Consider the following 15598-nt stretch of genomic DNA (forward strand, 5'->3'; position numbering starts at 1 on the left):
GGCTACCTGAAAATTAATGCGCGGCGATAAACGCGTCCACGGCTTCCTGCGAAGTGAGCGCGGCGCACGCGGCAGATTTGTCGATGCGTTTGGCCAGGCCGGCCAGCACCTTGCCCGGACCGCACTCGGCAGATTCGGCAAGGCCTTCGCGCACCAGGAGCGCCACGGTTTCCGTCCAGCACACCGGGCTGTAAAGCTGGCGCACCAGCGCGTCTTTGATTTGCGCCGGGTCGGCATAAGAAGCCACGTCCACATTGTTGATCACGCGGATTTGCGGCGCCTGCAAGGCCACGTTTTGCAGCGCGGCGGCCAGCTTCTCGGCAGCGGGCTTCATCAGGCTGCAATGCGAAGGCACCGATACGGGCAGCGGCAGCGCGCGTTTGGCGCCGGCTTCCTTGGCGGCGGCCATGGCGCGTTCCACCGCGGCCGCGTCGCCCGCAATCACCACCTGGCCGGGCGAATTGAAGTTCACCGCCTCCACCACCTGCCCTTGCGCGGCAGCGGCGCAAACTTGGCGCACGGCATCGTCTTCCAAGCCCAACACGGCGGCCATCGCGCCCTGCCCCTGCGGCACGGCCGACTGCATCAGCTCGGCGCGCAGGCGCACCAGGCGCACGGCATCGGCAAAATCCAGGCTGCCCGCGGCCACCAGCGCGCTGTATTCGCCCAGGCTGTGCCCGGCCACGGCGGCGGGCGCTTTGCCGCCGGCTTCGAGGTAGGCGCGGTAGGTGGCCACGCCGGCGGCCAGCATCAGCGGCTGGGTATTCACGGTTTGGCCGATGAGGGCGGCGTCTTCGCCGTTCATCATCGCCCACAAATCCTGATTCAGCGCGGCGGAGGCTTCCTCGAAGGTGTGGCGCACCACGGATACGCCGTCGAAGCCGGCCATCATGTTCAGGCTCTGCGAGCCCTGGCCGGGAAAGAAAAAGGCAAAAGACATGGGGTTTCCTTATCTGAAAGAGAGGGAGAGTGTTGGCATCATACAGGCTACCTGAAAAGCAATTCGGATTTTTCAGGTAGCCTCATATCGGTTTGCCGCTGCAAAAGGCTACCTGAAAAACAGCATGCCGTATTTTCAGGTAGCCTCACATCGCATCAGCGCACGTGGTAGTTCGGCGCTTCTTTGGTAATCTGCACATCGTGCACGTGCGATTCGCTCATGCCGGCGGCGGTGATTTCCACAAACTCGGCTTTTTCGTGCATTTCGGCAATGCTGGCGCAGCCGAGGTAGCCCATGCTGGAGCGCAGGCCGCCCACCAGCTGGTGAATAATATTCACAATCGGGCCTTTATACGGCACGCGGCCTTCAATGCCTTCTGGCACGTATTTGTCGGCGCTGTCTTGCTTGTCTTGGAAATAACGGTCGGAAGAGCCCTGGCTCATCGCGCCCAGCGAGCCCATGCCGCGGTAGGATTTGTAAGAACGGCCCTGATAGAGCTCGATTTCGCCCGGCGCTTCGTCGGTGCCGGCAAACATGCCGCCCAGCATCACGGTGGAGGCGCCGGCAGCCAAGGCTTTGGCCACGTCGCCGGAGAAGCGGATGCCGCCGTCGGCAATCAGCGGCACGCCGGTGCCCTTCAGCGCTTCGGCCACATTATGGATTGCCGTCAGCTGCGGCACACCCACGCCGGCCACGATGCGGGTGGTGCAGATCGAGCCCGGGCCGATGCCCACTTTCACCGCGTCTGCCCCGGCCGCCACTAAATCGCGCGCTGCCTGCGCGGTGGCAATGTTGCCGCCGATTACCTGCACCTGCGGGAAGTGCTCCTTCACCCATTTAACGCGGTCCAACACACCCTGGCTGTGGCCGTGCGCGGTGTCCACCACCACCACGTCCACCCCGGCGGCCACCAAAGCGGCCACGCGCTCGTCGGTTTCCGGGCCCACGCCCACCGCCGCGCCCACGCGCAAACGGCCGTCGTTATCTTTGTTGGCACGCGGAAACTCGGTGGTTTTCAAAATATCGCGCACGGTAATCAGCCCTTTGAGCTCATCTTGCGCGTTCACAACCAAAACGCGCTCGACCTTATGCTGATGCATGAGTTCGCGCGCGTCTTCAATGCTGGTGCCCTCCGGCACGGTAACCAGTTGCGATCTGGGCGTCATGATGGCAGACACCGGCTGGTCGAGGCGAGTTTCAAAGCGCAAATCGCGGTTGGTGACCAAGCCCACCAGTTTGCCGTTTTCCACCACCGGCAGGCCGGACATCTGGCGCTTGCGTTGCGCCCGCATTTCCAAAAGCTGGCCGATCAGCATATCCGGCGCAATCGTTACCGGGTCTTTCACCACGCCGCTTTCGTGGCGCTTCACTTTGGCCACAGCCTCGGCCTGGCGCTTGATGCTCATGTTCTTGTGGATGATGCCGATGCCGCCTTCCTGCGCCATGGAAATGGCCAGGCGCGCCTCGGTAACGGTATCCATGGCGGCGGAAATCAGCGGCAGGTTCAGGGAGATATTGCGGGTGAGCTGCGTTTGCAGGGAGACGTGCTTGGGTAGCACTTGGGAATGGGCGGGAACAAGCAATACATCATCAAAGGTGTAGGCTTTTTCAACGATTCGCATGATTATAAACCTTCTCGTCGGTTGCTAATAATGCGGCGGCATTGTAGCAAATTTGCCGGCATTTAGTAAGCACCCCCGCCACAAACCCGCTCCAAGCATGACAGGCCGATATTATTTGAAGTACAATGAAACCGATTGTGTAACCATACTCAACGGGAAGACTTCCAAATGAATAAAAAACTCTCTCTTTTGGCTGCCTGCGCGGCCGCGATGCTGTTTTCAGGTAGCCTGATGGCCGAAGACGTGTATGAATGGAAATCCGGCCGCGTTTCCACCTATTCCGACGTGCCGAAAAACCTCACCCCGGCCACCAGCAACATTGTGAACGTGCGCACGCAAACCTCCCGCCCCGCCGCCGCTCCGGTGAGCCAGCAGCAAAACCAGCTGCCGCAGATTCAAAACAATAACGGCGAAATTTCCGCCGCCGATTTGCAAGCCATGGCCAACCAACGTCAGATGGAAGAAAACAAAGCCACTGAAGAAGCCAACCGCAAAGTGCAAGAGCAAAACGAAGCTGCCCGTGCCAGCAACTGCAACGTGGCGCGCATCAACCTGCAACACGCGCAAACCGCCCGCATCCAAAACCGCGAGCAGCTGATTCAGCAATACCAAAGCAACGTCAACCAATACTGTAACTAACGGTTGAACCAAACTCCCGGCTTCGATTCAGCCGGCCGTTTCGGTCTGCCGCAACATTCCCGACCCCATCCGGCCATGTCTGATTTCGATCCGAACACCATACTCGGCAACCTGCCCAACCTGCCCGGCGTTTACCGCTTTTTGGACAAGGACGGGCAGGTTTTGTATGTCGGCAAAGCGGTAAACCTCAAACGCCGCGTGAGCAGCTATTTCCAGAAAAACGACCTCTCCCCGCGCATCGCCCTGATGGTGCGGCAGATTGCCCACATCGAAATCACGGTTACCCGCTCCGAAACCGAAGCGCTGATTCTGGAAAACAACTTCATCAAAGCCCTGTCGCCCAAATACAATATCCTGTTCCGCGACGACAAATCCTATCCCTATCTGATGCTCACCGGCCACGCCTTCCCGCAGATGGCCTACTACCGCGGCACCCTAAAAAAGCCCAACCAATACTTCGGCCCCTACCCCAACAGCTACGCCGTGCGCGACAGCATCCAGATTCTGCAAAAAGTTTTCCTGCTGCGCACCTGCGAAGACAGCGTGTTCGAACACCGCGACCGCCCCTGCCTGCTCTACCAAATCAAACGCTGCTCCGCCCCCTGCGTCGGCCACATCTCGCAGGAAGACTACCGCACCAGCGTCGAGCAAGCCGTTACCTTCCTCAACGGCAAAGCCGACAGCCTGCTGCACAGCCTCACCGCCAAAATGCAGCATGCCGCCGAAACGCTCGACTTCGAACACGCCGCCCGCTACCGCGACCAAATCCAAGCCCTCGGCAAAATCCAGAGCCAGCAGTTTATCGACAGCAACAACCCCAACGCCGCCCACAACATCGACATCCTCGCCCTCGCTGCCGAACAAGGCAGCGTCTGCATCCACTGGGTCAGCATCCGCAACGGCCGGCGCGTGGGCGAAAAAAGCTTCTTCCCCGACAGCCGACACACCGCGCCCGAAGAAGCCGCCGAATACGGCGAAGCCTTTACCGCCCAGCATTACCTCGGCCGCGACAAGCCCGACATCATCATCAGCAACTTCAGGCTACCTGAAAACCTGCAAGCCGCCCTGATAGAAGAACAAGGCAAACAAATCCGCTTCGTTTTCAAAACCACCGGCGAGCGCCGCGTCTGGCTGCAAATGGCCGAGCAGAACGCCCGGCTCGCCCTCAGCCAGCACCGGCAGCAAAACCAAAACCAGCAGCAGCGCCTCCAATCCCTGGCCGAACTGCTGCAACTGCCCGCCGCCGAGCTTAACCGCATCGAATGCTTCGACATCAGCCACACCCAAGGCGAAGCCACCGTTGCCTCTTGCGTCGTGTATGAAAACGAAAGCATGCGCCCCGACCAATACCGCCGCTACAACATCCACACCGCCCAGCCCGGCGACGACTACGCCGCCATGCGCGAAGTGCTCCCCCGCCGCTATGGCAAACTCGCCGAAGGCAACGACGAAGACGGCAAATGGCCCGATTTGGTGCTCATCGACGGCGGCAAAGGTCAGGTAAACATGGCACGGCAAGTGTGGCAGGATTTGGGCATCAGCCTGCCCATGGTCGGCATCGCCAAAGGCCCCGAGCGCAAAGCCGGGCTCGAAGAATTGATTATTCCCCACTTGGGCACTACCATGCAGCTGCCGCCGCACCACCCCGCCCTGCACCTATTGCAAACCGTGCGCGACGAATCGCACCGCTTCGCCATCCCCGCCCACCGCCGCAAACGCGGCAAAGTCCGCGTTACCTCCTCGCTGGCCGAAATCCCCGGCGTGGGCGACAAACGCCGCCGCAGCCTGCTCACCCGCTTCGGCGGCCTGCGCGGCATCCAAGCCGCCAGCATCGACGACCTGGCGCAAACCGAAGGCATCAGCCGCGCCCTCGCCGAAAAAATCTACGATGCCCTGCATCACTAAAACCATAAAAGAGACAACAAAATGCCGTGGAACGTCCCCATCCTGCTCACCTGGTCGCGCATCATCATGATCCCCCTGTTCACCGCCCTGTTCTACCTGCCGGCGGCCTGGCGGGTGAGCATCCAAACCATCAACTGGTGCGCCGCCGCCCTGTTCGTGCTCGCCGCCGTTACCGACTGGTTCGACGGCTACCTCGCCCGCAAATGGCAGCAAACCTCCGATTTCGGCGCCTTCCTCGACCCCGTGGCCGACAAGCTCATGGTGGCCGTGGCCCTCATCCTCTTGGTGAAGCTCGACCGCACCTGGGCCATCTACGCCATCATCATCATCGGCCGCGAAATCACCATCTCCGCCCTGCGCGAATGGATGGCACAGTTGGGCAAACGCAACAGCGTGGCCGTGGCCACCATCGGCAAATTCAAAACCGCCGCCCAAATGGTCGCCATCACCCTGCTGCTGCTGGAAAGCTGGCCCGCCCTCGGCCTCGACTTCCTCTGGCTCGGCAACGCCCTCATGTTTGCCGCCTGCGTGCTCACCCTGTGGTCGATGTTCTACTACCTCAAAATGGCCGCCAAAGAATTCAAACAGCCCCGCCCGCCCGAGGCAGCCTAAACACTCCGCGCACGCCGTTCATCCACCGCACCGAAGCCCGCATATTTTTCAGGTAGCCTCCACCCAAACCCAAGCTACCTGAAACACGACGCACAAGATGAAATTCACAAACATTCCCAACATTTTCAGGTAGCCTTCCACCATGCCAAAGGCTACCTGAAAACATAAGTTCAACACAATTTCTGTGAGGCCAAAACACCAGCCCACCCAATCTCCCCCCCGCCGATGCCTACCCCGCCCCCTCCTATCCGCCCGCCGCCCGCATTCCCGCCGACGCCGCCCTGTGCCGCCGCGCCGGCTGGCAGCCCGTGCCCTTCCCGCTCATCCGCATTGCCGCCGAGCTGGCCGCGCTGGCCGAGCTGCCCGTGCAGATGCGGCAGGCCGCAGCCGCCGTGTGGGTGAGTCCCGGCGCCGTGGAAACCGCCCTGCCCGCATTTTCAGGTAGCCTTTCGCATTTAACCCGGCCGCAAATCGCCGTGGGCGGCGGCACCGCCCAAGCCCTGTGGCAGGCCGGCTGCCCGCATATCGTCGTTCCCGACGGCGGCCACGACAGCGAAGCCGTGCTCGGCCTGCCCGTGTGGCGCACGCTGAACCGAGGCGCCAACATCCTGATTGTGCGCGGCGCACACGGCCGCAATCTGTTGCCCGAAAGCCTGCGCCAACGCGGTTTTCAGGTAGCCTGCGCCGATATTTACCAGCGCCTGCCGCTTGAGCCCGATTGGGCGCAATTCCGCGCCGCGCAGCCCGCCGCCGCTTGGATTACTTCCGCCGAACAAGTGCGCCTGCTGTTTGCCGCCGCGCCCGCAAACCTAACGCAGGCACTGCAATCCTTGCTATACTTCGCCCATCATCCGCGCATCGCCCAAGCCCTGAGCCAGGCCGGCGCGGCACGCATCCGCCTGCTCGGTTCGGCCGCAGAGCTGGAAAACGCGTTGATTGCCGAACGGCAAAACCTCATTCAGGCTACCTGAAAACATACAGTGCACGCCGCGCCCTATTTTTCAGGTAGCCTCATAAGCCACAGAACAGATTGAACATTAGGAAAGGAATAGCATGAGCCAACCGGAAAACGAAGCCGTACCCGCCCCCAGCCGCCCGCTCCCGCCACGCCCCCGCACCCGTGGTAATCAAATCCGGCGGCAAAGGCTTGGGCTTGTTTGCCCTGGTGCTGGCCGTGCTCGGCCTCGGCGCCAGCGGCTTTTTGTTCGTGCAGGGGCAAAACCTGCTCAAACGGCAAGAAATGCAGTTCGACCAAAAAATCAGCCAGGCCGCGCTGGGCGAATCGCAAAACGCCGCCCTCCTGGCCGACAACAGCCGCAAACTGGAAAGCAGCGAAACCCTCTTCAAGCAGCTGCAAACCGACATGCAAACCCAGCAGGCCGAAGCCGCCGCCAACAACCGCGCGCTACAAGAATTGCTGAAAACCCGCAGCGACTGGGTGGTGGACGAAGCCGAAGCCGCGCTCAACCTGGCCGGCCAGCAGCTGATGATTGCCGACAACGTGCCCGCCGCCGTGGCCGTGCTGGAGGGCTTGGATGCCCGCCTGGCGCGCTTCGAACAGCCGCAGCTTCTGCCGCTCAAGCAGGCGGTGAGCAGCGATTTGGCCAAGCTCAAACAACGCCCCTTCACCGACACCGCCAACGCCGCGCTGCGCTTGAGCCGCCTGGAAGCCGCCGTGGGCGGGCTGCCGCTCTTGGCCGATTCCAGCCTGCGCCCGCCGCAGGCCGCCGCGCCCGCTGCCGCCGCCCCGAACGCGCCGTGGTGGCGCAATGCCTGGAACCGCACCGTGAGCGGCCTCAGGGGCATGGTGGAAATCCGCCGCTTAAATAACTCGGATGCCATCCTGATGTCGCCCGAGCAGGCGTTTTACGTGCGCGAAAACCTGCGCCTGCATCTGCTCAGCGCCCGCGTGGCCCTGATGCAGCGCCAAAACGATATTTACCAAAACGACTTGGCCACCTCCGAAAACGCCGTGCGCCAATACTTTGATGCCGCCACGCCCGCCGCCCAATCTTGGCTGCGCGAAATCGAGCAGCTCAAAGCCTTGCAGCCGGGCGCCGGCAACGTGGGCGACAGCTTGGCTGCCAGCCTGAAAGCCATTGCCGACTACCGCCAGCTGCGCCAAGGAGAAAGCATATCCCAGCCTGAAATCGGCGCCGCCGCCTCTCAGCCCGCCGCCGCACCGGCTCAAACACCGGCCGTTTCCGCGCCGGCCGCACCGGCCACCTCTGCTCCCGCCGCGCCCGCTCCGGCGCAGGCTTCCGCCGCACGCAGGGGGATTGAATCATGAAAGGGCTGATTTGGATTATCGTACTGTTTGCCGCCGCCGTCGGCCTCACCATCGCGGCGCAGCATTACAGCGGCAATGTGTATATCACCGTAGATCAAACCCAATCCATGCTGGTGGTAAACCTGCATCTGTTTGTGGGCGCGATGCTGCTGTTCGTGGTGCTGCTGTATCTGCTGCTGCGCCTCGTGGCCGGTTTCATCAGCATTCCCGGCCGCCTGCGCCGCTTCGGCCGCAGCCGCCAGGCGCACCACGCCGAAACCGCGCTCAACAAAGCCGGCTTGGCTTTCTTTGAAGGCAAGTTCCAACACGCCGAGCAGGAAGCCGCCAAAGTGCTGGAAAACAAACAGGCCGGCCACAACCGCACGCTGGCCCTGATGCTGGCCGTGCACAGCGCCGACCAAATGGGCGACGATGCCAAACGCGAAGGCTACCTGAAAGAAATCGCCCAGCTGCCGCACAAAGCCCAGCTCTCGCGCTATCTCCTGGAAGCCGAATCTGCGCTCAACCGGCAGGATTACCCCGCCGCCGAAGAAGCCCTGGCCGCCGCCGGCGCCATCAACCCCAAGCTCACCCGCTTGGTGCGCCTGCAACTGCGCTATATGTTTGAGCAAAACAACCCGATGGAAGTGCTCGACCGCGTGGCCAAGCTGGAAAAGGCCGCCGCCCTCAATGCTGCCGAAGCCGCGCAATACCGCGAATGGGCCTACCGCGAACTCCTCGCGCTCGCCGCCGACTATCCCGCGCTCAAAGCCTGCCTCGGCCGCATTCCCAAAGACATACAACAAGGCGAGCTGTGTGTGCCGATTGCCGAAAAATTCCTGCAAATCGGCCAATATCCGCGCACCGTAAAATGGGTGAAAACCCACTACCCGAACACCCGCAACGCCCGGCTGCTGCCGCCCATGATCGAAGCCGCCCGCTACCTGAGCGCGCGCGAACAGCAGAAAATCATGGACACCGTGGAAGCCTGGCTGCGCGAATCCCCGCAAGACGCGCAACTGCTGCTGCACCTCGGCCAAATGGCCTACGCCAAACAACTGTGGGGCAAGGCACAAAGCTATCTGGAAGCCAGCATCCACGCCCAAGCCAGCCCTCAGGCGCGGCTAGTGCTGGCCAAAGTGCTCGACGAAATGGAAAAGCCGCAGCAGGCCGAAGAGCAGCGCCAGCTGGTGTTGGCCGAAATCACGCCGGAAGACGACGAAAGCGCCGCCGAATAGGCCGTTTCCTGTATAGCGAACCAAATTGGCTTTCGATACCAGGCAGCGAGCCGCAGACAGTACAAGAGTACGGCAAGGCGAGCTAACGCTGTAGCGAAAGTTAAGTTGCTTCGCTATATCATCCAGCAATGCGGGGCTGCCTGTTTTCAGGTAGCCCCAAATCCGGCCCAACCCGCAACCAAGGCTACCTGAAACGGATATCGCAAGTTTTCAGGTAGCCTTTCCTTGTTTGAAAGCAAACATTCACACCGCAATATTCGAGCAGGATTTTTGCAAACAACAGCACAAGCGCCCCAAAAACCGGCCGCACCCCTTTAGAATTTCCAAATATAGTTGTATGATTCACTTCCCGAAGATAAGGGAACCCATTGCATTATTGCCAAAATACAACCCAACTTTTACTAGGAGACTGATATCATGAACATGAAAAAATGGCTGGCCACCGCCCTGGCCTGCTCCGCCATGGCCTTGAGCGGCTGCGGCAATTCCGGCAGCACCCAGCAGGCCTCGCAGCCCGCAGCCGGCTCCGACGCCGCCGCCAGCACCGCTTCCGCCCCGGCCGAAGGCAAAGTGCTGCGCGTGGCCACCAACGCCGAATTCGCCCCCTTCGAATTCAAAAACGCCGACGGCTCCGTGAGCGGCTTCGATGTGGATTTGATTAACGCCATCGCCAAAGAAGCCGGCTACCGAGTGGAATTCAAAGACCAATCTTGGGACAGCCTGTTCAACAGCCTGCGCAACGGCGATGCCGACATCGTAGTAGCCGCCGTAACCATCACCCCCGAGCGCGAGCAAACCATGCTCTTCACCGAGCCCTACTTCGAAATCACCCAAGTGGTGGCCGTGCCCGAAGGCAAACAGGTGGCTTCCGTTGAAGACCTGAAAAACCTCAACCGCGTCGGCGTGGTAACCGGCAACACCGGCGACTTGGCCGCCTCCAAAATCCTCGGCGCTACCAACCCCAAAGTAACCCGCTTCGAAACCCTGCCCCTCTTGCTCAAAGAACTGCAAAACGGCGGCGTGGACGCAGCCGTGAGTGACAGCTCCGTGGTGATGGAATTCATCAAACACAACGGCGATAAAGGCTTCACCATGATCAAAGTGCCCGATTTCGAAGCCGAACACTACGGCATCGCCCTGCGTAAAGAAGACACCGAGCTGCGCGACACGCTCAACAAAGCCCTGGCCGCCATCCGCGCCAACGGCGAATACGACCGCATCCACCAGCAATACTTCGGCACCGCCGCCGCCAAATAACCGGCTCCGCGTGTTCCGCAAACTGCCTGCCCCGCGCAGGCAGTTTTTCGTGCGCCAGCCAGGCTACCTGAAAACAGCCAACTCAATTGATATAGCTGACTCACTATAAATCGATACAAGGCAGCGAGCCGCAGATAGTACAGTAGTACAGCAAGGCGAGCTAACGCTGTAGCGATTTAAAAGGGAGTTAGCTATACGGTTTTCAGGTAGCCTCTTGCCCCCCGGCTGGGCAAAGCCACACCGCCTGCAATAAATTCAGTGTTGGAGCACCAAACCTTAGAGTATAATTCCAAACCATAGTGGATTGAATTTAAATCGGGACAAGGCAGCGAGCCGCAAACAGTACCAGCAGTACGGCAAGGCGAGCCAACGCCGTAGCGGTTTAAATTGAATTCACCATACTATTCCCTAACCGATTAGCACACCAACCCCGCCCATGAAATGCCCCTTCTGCCACCATAGCAACACCCAAGTTATCGATTCCCGCCTGCTCGAAGAGCAAAACAGCATCCGCCGCCGCCGCCGCTGCGCCGCCTGCGACCGCCGCTTCAGCACCTACGAAACCGTGGAGCTGCGCATGCCGCAAATCATCAAAACCAACGGCGACCGCGTCATGTTCGACCCCCTCAAACTGCAAACCAGCCTCCAGCGCGCCCTGCACAAACGCCCCATTTCCGCCGAAACCATCGAGCAAACCGTGCGCGACATCGAAGAGATGCTCTACAAAACCGGCAGCAAAGAAGTGCCCTCCCGCCTCATCGGCGAGCTCGCCATGGAGCAGCTCGCCCGGCTCGACCAAGTGGCCTACGTGCGCTTCGCCTCCGTATATAAAAGTTTCAAAGACGTGGCCGAATTCACCCGCACCATCGCCGGCCTCGAAGGCCAAGAGCAAAATCCTGCAAACCCCCTGCGTTAGCCCGCCCGTTTTTGCTATACTGCGCCCCATTTATTCCAACACAATCAGATCATCATGAAACACAAGCGCCCCTCCCTCTTCCTGCTCGCCATCGGCAGCGCCCTGCTCCTGGCCGGCTGCGAACAAAAAGCCGAAACCTCCGTGGTTGCCCCCAGCGCCAGCGAAGTGGCCGCCGCCTCGCAAGCCGCTGCCGCATCCGAAGCCAGCCCCAGCCAAACGATCACTTCCAGCGACGGCGCAATCAGCTTGGTTGTAAACGGCCATTTTGAAGACAAATCCGCCGAAGCCGCCCAATACATCGACGGCGCCGACAGCAACAAACCCATCCTGCTGCAACACGACGCCGAAAACGACATCACCATCTACATCAACAACTTCGGCGCGCCCAAACAGCCCGCCGACGCCTACTTCGCCAAACTGGCCGAAAGCATCCGCGCCGGCGAAGGCCTGGAAAACACCGAAGTGGACGCCCCCGCCGAACAGCGCATGGCCTACCGCTTCAGCCACGGCAAAGACGACAACGCCCTAAACGAAAGCTGTGTGGCCGTGTATGCCAAAAACATCTACAACGTCTGCGCCACCAGCGGTACCGCCTCGCTGGCCGAGCTGGACACCCTGCTGAGCCAAATCACGGTGAAAGAATAAGCCGCGCGTTTTGCCTTATCCGCCAAGTTTGCCGAGCTTGGCGGATTTTGTTTGGCCGCAAGCCCGCGCCACCCCTGCGCGGCTACCTGAAAACCGGTGCGCCCAGCCAAACCCAAGCAGTGCAACAAGCTTTGCGTAATTCAGCCCTACCCCGCCAATAGTCGCCAACATTTTTCAGGTAGCCCTACCTTGATTGCGGGCATTCGTACTATTTATTCCGCCTGCCCCATCTTTTCTACTTCATGCGGATTGAGCCGTGCCTCGTCTTCCTGCCCCAAGCCCACCAGGCGGCGCAGGCGGGTCATATACAGGTTCACATCCAAACCCTGCCCGCTGCGCTGCGCCGTCCAGATGGTTTCGGCCAGGGCTTCCATCATGTCGTGCTCGGCGCGCACCCAGTCGCCGGCATAGCGGCCTTGCAGCTGGCGGTGGATGGCGCGGATGCCGGGCGGTTGGTCGATGTCGCTCTGCTCCTGAATGGAAAGGTGCAGCGACAGGTGCAGGAAGGGGTTGGTTTCGCCCTGCTCGGGCGTCCAGTTATGCTCCAGATAGCGCTCGATATTTTCCAGATAATGGTGGTATTCGGGGTGCGCTTCAATAATGCGCAGCGCCTTCTGCTGCAATTTGCTCAGCTGCAGGGGCGAGAGCCGCTGCCGCCACACTACGGCAAAAAAGCGGCGCACATCCTGCGTGTTCACGTCATACATTTTTCAGGTAGCCTCAAGCCTTAGGCGCGAATAACCAGGGTGTTGGCCAGCCAATCTTGCGGCGAACGGCGGCCTTCTTCGTCCATAAACATCATGATGATGCTGGCGGCCAGCAGCACCAGTGCCAGCAATGCGCCCACCACGGGCAGCAAGGCCGCCACGATTTGCAGCACCAGAAACACCACCCATTCGCGCAGCAGCACGCCTTTGAGCAATCCGATCGGCTCGCCGTCTGCGCTAATCACGCGGATGCGCATGATTCGTTTGCCCAAACTCTGTCCGGTTTTCACCATCATCATGGTTTGGCCGATGGCGTACACCAGCATCACCACCAATCCGACCACGGCATTATTCCAGCCGTCGGTGATGTTTTTCCCCAACGCTCTGCCCACAAAACCGAGGATAAAGCCCACCCCAAGGGCAAACACAAACATCAACACCGCATTCAGCGCAAAAGCCACCACGCGCCGCCACGGTTCGGCCAGCTCCACTTTCATGCCGTCGTCGTCGCTATCACCTTGCAGGGCGGAGGAATAGTAGGCCTGACGGAAATTTTCCACCGTGCTGCGGCCGGATGAACGGGTACGGAAATCTTGCATGATGCTTCCTTTCTTATTGTGGTTGAGACGTTTTCTGATGGAGGCTACCTGAAAAACGATGTTTCGGCATAGCCAAGGCCGGGTTCTGCGAAGCGAAAACCCGTTTCCCCTCTCGCTGATTTTTCAGGTAGCCTTTTGCGGGCCGGCTATTGATAGCGCTGCCCGTTGTGTTCCAGCCAGCCGTCGGCATGGCGGCCGGCCGGGTCGTGGTGCGTCCAGTGGATTACGCCGCCTTGGGCGTTGTATTCGTATTCGCCGGAAAAGCCCACCGTGTCGCCGCGCTGCAAACGCGGAATGCGCGGGGCGAGGTCGATATTGTGCGCCACGAGCACGGTTTGCCCGTTGGCGAGCTTCATGATGAAACGCTGGTGGCGCGAGCCTTGCGTGTCGTCCGGCAGGGTGCGGTGCACTTTGCCGCTACCGGTTACCTGCACGTCGCTGCGCTGCTCGGCAAAGGCGCGGGCAATCAGCTCGGCGCCGTTGTCGCCGGTGGGATTGCCTGCGCCGCCCGCGCGGCCGGCAGAGTTCGCGCGCGGCTGCTCGATTACAGCGGTCTGTTGCGGCGCGGCGGCCTGCTCCGGCTTGGCCGGCTGTTCGGCAAAGTGCACATAAGCCGCCATACAAAGCAACACCAGCAGCCACAACCATTTGTTTTGTTTTCTGTTCATTGTTCTTTCAATATATTATTCACACGGCTTGGGGCTACCTGAAAATATTAGGCAGGCCGCTTTCCGTTTCGCCGAAATCCGGTTTGAGCTACGCCCAAACACTTTTCAGGTAGCCTCAAGCCGTCCAATTCATCCGCTAATCATCATGCCGCACATCCGGCAGCAGCAGGCTCAGGAGAATTGCCAGCAGCGCGCACAGGCCCACGCCAGCAAAGCTGAAACTGCCCAGCTTCATCTCCATGCCGCCCACGCCCACCGTGAGCACCGAGCTCACAATCACCAAATTCTTCGGCTGCATCAGGTTTACCCGCGCATCAATCAGCGTTTTCAAGCCCAGCGAAGCAATCGTGCCAAACAGCAAAATCATCACCCCGCCCATCACCGGCAGCGGAATCGAAGCCAGGAAGGCATTGAATTTGCCGAAAAACGCCATGCAGATGGCAAACACCGCCGCCCAAGTCATGATCACCGGATTGCTGTTTTTCGTGAGCATCACCGCGCCCGTTACTTCGCCGTAAGTGGTAACCGGCGGGCCGCCGATCAGCCCGGCCACGCACACGCCCAAGCCGTCGCCCGCCAGCGTTTTGTGCAGGCCCGGGTCGGCCGCATAATCGTTGCCCGTTACCTTGCCGATGGCCATGATGCCGCCGATGTGCTCAATCGCCGGCGCAATCGCCACCGGCAGCATAAACAGCGCCGCCTGCCAATTCACCTGCGGCGAATGGAAATGCGGCACGGCAAACCAAGGCGCCGCCGCAATCGGCGCGGTATCCACCATGCCCATCGCCAAGGCCGCCAGATAGCCCGCCGCCACCCCGATCAAAATCGGAATCAGCTTCATCATCTTGCTGCCGAACACCGCCACCATCACCGTTACCGCAAAAGTAAAGCCCGAAAGCAGCAGCGAATGGCCGTAGTCCAACACCTGCCGGCCGCCGGCCTGACCCATCGCCATGCTGCTGGCCACCACCGCCACCGAAAGCCCGATCACCATAATCACCGGCCCAATCACCACCGGCGGCAGCAAACGGTTTACCATCGGCAGCCCGAAATACTTAATCAGCGCCGCAAACACAAAATACATAAAGCCCGCCGCAAACAGGCCAAACATCGTGCCGCCCATGCCCCATTCCTGCAAGGCATAAATAATCGGCGCAATAAAAGCAAACGACGAGCCCAAAAAAATCGGCACCTTGCGCTTGGTGGCTACCTGAAAAAGCAGCGTGCCGATGCCCGCACCCAGCAGCGCCATCGCCGGGTTCAGCCCCGTGAGCAGCGGCACCAGCACCATCGCCCCGAAGGCCACAAACAAAATCTGCGCCCCCGCCACCGCCGTTTTCAACGATTGAAACATCATCCCTCCTCAACAATCGGCCAAAGATTGAAACAAACAGCCGGCATTATACCCCAGCCGCAAAACGCCGCCCATCACGCCCGGGCAGGCAAAAGGCTACCTGAAAATGCCGGCTTCCGCGCCGTATAAAGCCGCCCGCCCGTTGATAAAACCTATCCGCCCAAGCGCATTAAAATAAAAAATCAATCTAAAAGCAATTTTTAATTGACTAAAACAAACAACAAGCC

The 15598-nt window shown here is 60.3% G+C and carries 16 protein-coding genes; 9 read left to right on the forward strand and 7 right to left on the reverse strand.

Annotation, left to right across the window (positions count from 1 at the left end):
- Positions 1 to 13: 13 nt before the first annotated feature.
- Both fabD and guaB read right to left on the reverse strand, forming a co-directional pair.
- Positions 14 to 940, reverse strand: a complete 927-nt coding sequence (gene fabD, locus LG371_RS08315) for an ACP S-malonyltransferase (protein ID WP_225748244.1) — start codon at positions 938 to 940, stop codon at positions 14 to 16.
- A 155-nt stretch (positions 941 to 1095) separates the two neighbouring features.
- On the reverse strand, positions 1096 to 2562 hold the full coding sequence (gene guaB, locus LG371_RS08320; protein ID WP_067594221.1) for an IMP dehydrogenase: 1467 nt from the start codon (positions 2560 to 2562) through the stop codon (positions 1096 to 1098).
- A gap of 168 nt (positions 2563 to 2730) precedes the next feature.
- Here guaB and LG371_RS08325 point away from each other — a divergent pair, with 168 nt between their 5' ends.
- The 3 genes from LG371_RS08325 to pgsA all read left to right on the forward strand — a co-directional run bounded on the left by LG371_RS08325 (position 2731) and on the right by pgsA (position 5718).
- On the forward strand, positions 2731 to 3201 hold the full coding sequence (locus LG371_RS08325; protein WP_067594223.1) for a DUF4124 domain-containing protein: 471 nt from the start codon (positions 2731 to 2733) through the stop codon (positions 3199 to 3201).
- Between the two features lie 75 nt (positions 3202 to 3276).
- Complete coding sequence (gene uvrC, locus LG371_RS08330) at positions 3277 to 5106, forward strand: excinuclease ABC subunit UvrC (protein WP_225748245.1); 1830 nt, start codon at positions 3277 to 3279, stop codon at positions 5104 to 5106.
- A 21-nt stretch (positions 5107 to 5127) separates the two neighbouring features.
- The gene (gene pgsA, locus LG371_RS08335) at positions 5128 to 5718 is read left to right on the forward strand and encodes a CDP-diacylglycerol--glycerol-3-phosphate 3-phosphatidyltransferase (RefSeq protein ID WP_067594227.1); all 591 of its coding nucleotides are present in this window, start codon (positions 5128 to 5130) and stop codon (positions 5716 to 5718) included.
- Positions 5719 to 5766: 48 nt separating this feature from the next.
- Here pgsA and LG371_RS12265 read toward each other — a convergent pair whose 3' ends face one another.
- The gene (locus LG371_RS12265; protein ID WP_255593108.1) at positions 5767 to 5892 is read right to left on the reverse strand and encodes a hypothetical protein; all 126 of its coding nucleotides are present in this window, start codon (positions 5890 to 5892) and stop codon (positions 5767 to 5769) included.
- A 107-nt stretch (positions 5893 to 5999) separates the two neighbouring features.
- Between LG371_RS12265 and LG371_RS08340 the strand changes: the two genes are divergently transcribed.
- The 6 genes from LG371_RS08340 (at position 6000) to LG371_RS08365 (ending at position 12043) form a co-directional block, all read left to right on the forward strand.
- Complete coding sequence (locus LG371_RS08340; RefSeq protein ID WP_225748315.1) at positions 6000 to 6689, forward strand: uroporphyrinogen-III synthase; 690 nt, start codon at positions 6000 to 6002, stop codon at positions 6687 to 6689.
- Between the two features lie 149 nt (positions 6690 to 6838).
- Positions 6839 to 8008 (forward strand): uroporphyrinogen-III C-methyltransferase, encoded by a 1170-nt coding sequence (locus tag LG371_RS08345; protein WP_225748246.1) that lies wholly within the window; start codon positions 6839 to 6841, stop codon positions 8006 to 8008.
- Positions 8005 to 9225 (forward strand): heme biosynthesis HemY N-terminal domain-containing protein, encoded by a 1221-nt coding sequence (locus LG371_RS08350; protein ID WP_067594238.1) that lies wholly within the window; start codon positions 8005 to 8007, stop codon positions 9223 to 9225. Before LG371_RS08345 ends, LG371_RS08350 begins: the two co-directional genes overlap by 4 nt.
- Before the next feature lie 417 nt (positions 9226 to 9642).
- Complete coding sequence (locus tag LG371_RS08355; RefSeq protein WP_067594241.1) at positions 9643 to 10482, forward strand: basic amino acid ABC transporter substrate-binding protein; 840 nt, start codon at positions 9643 to 9645, stop codon at positions 10480 to 10482.
- A gap of 436 nt (positions 10483 to 10918) precedes the next feature.
- Positions 10919 to 11398: a transcriptional regulator NrdR gene (gene nrdR / locus LG371_RS08360; protein WP_067594248.1), complete on the forward strand. Its 480-nt coding sequence runs from the start codon at positions 10919 to 10921 to the stop codon at positions 11396 to 11398.
- Positions 11399 to 11452: 54 nt separating this feature from the next.
- Complete coding sequence (locus tag LG371_RS08365; protein ID WP_225748247.1) at positions 11453 to 12043, forward strand: hypothetical protein; 591 nt, start codon at positions 11453 to 11455, stop codon at positions 12041 to 12043.
- A gap of 212 nt (positions 12044 to 12255) precedes the next feature.
- On the opposite strand, the gene LG371_RS08370 is transcribed toward LG371_RS08365, so the two are convergent.
- The 4 genes from LG371_RS08370 to LG371_RS08385 all read right to left on the reverse strand — a co-directional run bounded on the left by LG371_RS08370 (position 12256) and on the right by LG371_RS08385 (position 15371).
- A complete protein-coding gene (locus LG371_RS08370; protein WP_225748248.1) occupies positions 12256 to 12750 on the reverse strand; it encodes a DUF1841 family protein in 495 nt (164 codons plus the stop codon).
- Positions 12751 to 12770: 20 nt separating this feature from the next.
- On the reverse strand, positions 12771 to 13349 hold the full coding sequence (locus tag LG371_RS08375) for an RDD family protein (protein ID WP_225748249.1): 579 nt from the start codon (positions 13347 to 13349) through the stop codon (positions 12771 to 12773).
- 146 nt (positions 13350 to 13495) lie between these two features.
- Positions 13496 to 14017, reverse strand: coding sequence for a DUF3465 domain-containing protein (locus tag LG371_RS08380; RefSeq protein WP_225748250.1), 522 nt, complete (start codon positions 14015 to 14017; stop codon positions 13496 to 13498).
- A 136-nt stretch (positions 14018 to 14153) separates the two neighbouring features.
- A complete protein-coding gene (locus tag LG371_RS08385; RefSeq protein ID WP_067594258.1) occupies positions 14154 to 15371 on the reverse strand; it encodes a uracil-xanthine permease family protein in 1218 nt (405 codons plus the stop codon).
- Between the last annotated feature and the right edge of the window lie 227 nt (positions 15372 to 15598).

It is taken from the genome of Eikenella sp. Marseille-P7795, assembly GCF_916618725.1.
Lineage (GTDB): Bacteria > Pseudomonadota > Gammaproteobacteria > Burkholderiales > Neisseriaceae > Eikenella > Eikenella longinqua.

What these genes read in the sequence shown, in the direction of transcription:
- LG371_RS08365 (WP_225748247.1), top strand. Translation starts at nt 11,453, where the DNA reads ATGAAACACAAGCGCCCCTCCCTCTTCCTGCTCGCCATCGGCAGCGCC.
- LG371_RS08385 (WP_067594258.1), bottom strand. Translation starts at nt 15,371, where the DNA reads ATGTTTCAATCGTTGAAAACGGCGGTGGCGGGGGCGCAGATTTTGTTT.
- LG371_RS08375 (WP_225748249.1), bottom strand. Translation starts at nt 13,349, where the DNA reads ATGCAAGATTTCCGTACCCGTTCATCCGGCCGCAGCACGGTGGAAAAT.
- LG371_RS08350 (WP_067594238.1), top strand. Translation starts at nt 8,005, where the DNA reads ATGAAAGGGCTGATTTGGATTATCGTACTGTTTGCCGCCGCCGTCGGC.
- LG371_RS08355 (WP_067594241.1), top strand. Translation starts at nt 9,643, where the DNA reads ATGAACATGAAAAAATGGCTGGCCACCGCCCTGGCCTGCTCCGCCATG.
- pgsA (WP_067594227.1), top strand. Translation starts at nt 5,128, where the DNA reads ATGCCGTGGAACGTCCCCATCCTGCTCACCTGGTCGCGCATCATCATG.
- nrdR (WP_067594248.1), top strand. Translation starts at nt 10,919, where the DNA reads ATGAAATGCCCCTTCTGCCACCATAGCAACACCCAAGTTATCGATTCC.
- guaB (WP_067594221.1), bottom strand. Translation starts at nt 2,562, where the DNA reads ATGCGAATCGTTGAAAAAGCCTACACCTTTGATGATGTATTGCTTGTT.
- LG371_RS08380 (WP_225748250.1), bottom strand. Translation starts at nt 14,017, where the DNA reads ATGAACAGAAAACAAAACAAATGGTTGTGGCTGCTGGTGTTGCTTTGT.
- LG371_RS08370 (WP_225748248.1), bottom strand. Translation starts at nt 12,750, where the DNA reads ATGTATGACGTGAACACGCAGGATGTGCGCCGCTTTTTTGCCGTAGTG.
- LG371_RS08325 (WP_067594223.1), top strand. Translation starts at nt 2,731, where the DNA reads ATGAATAAAAAACTCTCTCTTTTGGCTGCCTGCGCGGCCGCGATGCTG.
- fabD (WP_225748244.1), bottom strand. Translation starts at nt 940, where the DNA reads ATGTCTTTTGCCTTTTTCTTTCCCGGCCAGGGCTCGCAGAGCCTGAAC.
- uvrC (WP_225748245.1), top strand. Translation starts at nt 3,277, where the DNA reads ATGTCTGATTTCGATCCGAACACCATACTCGGCAACCTGCCCAACCTG.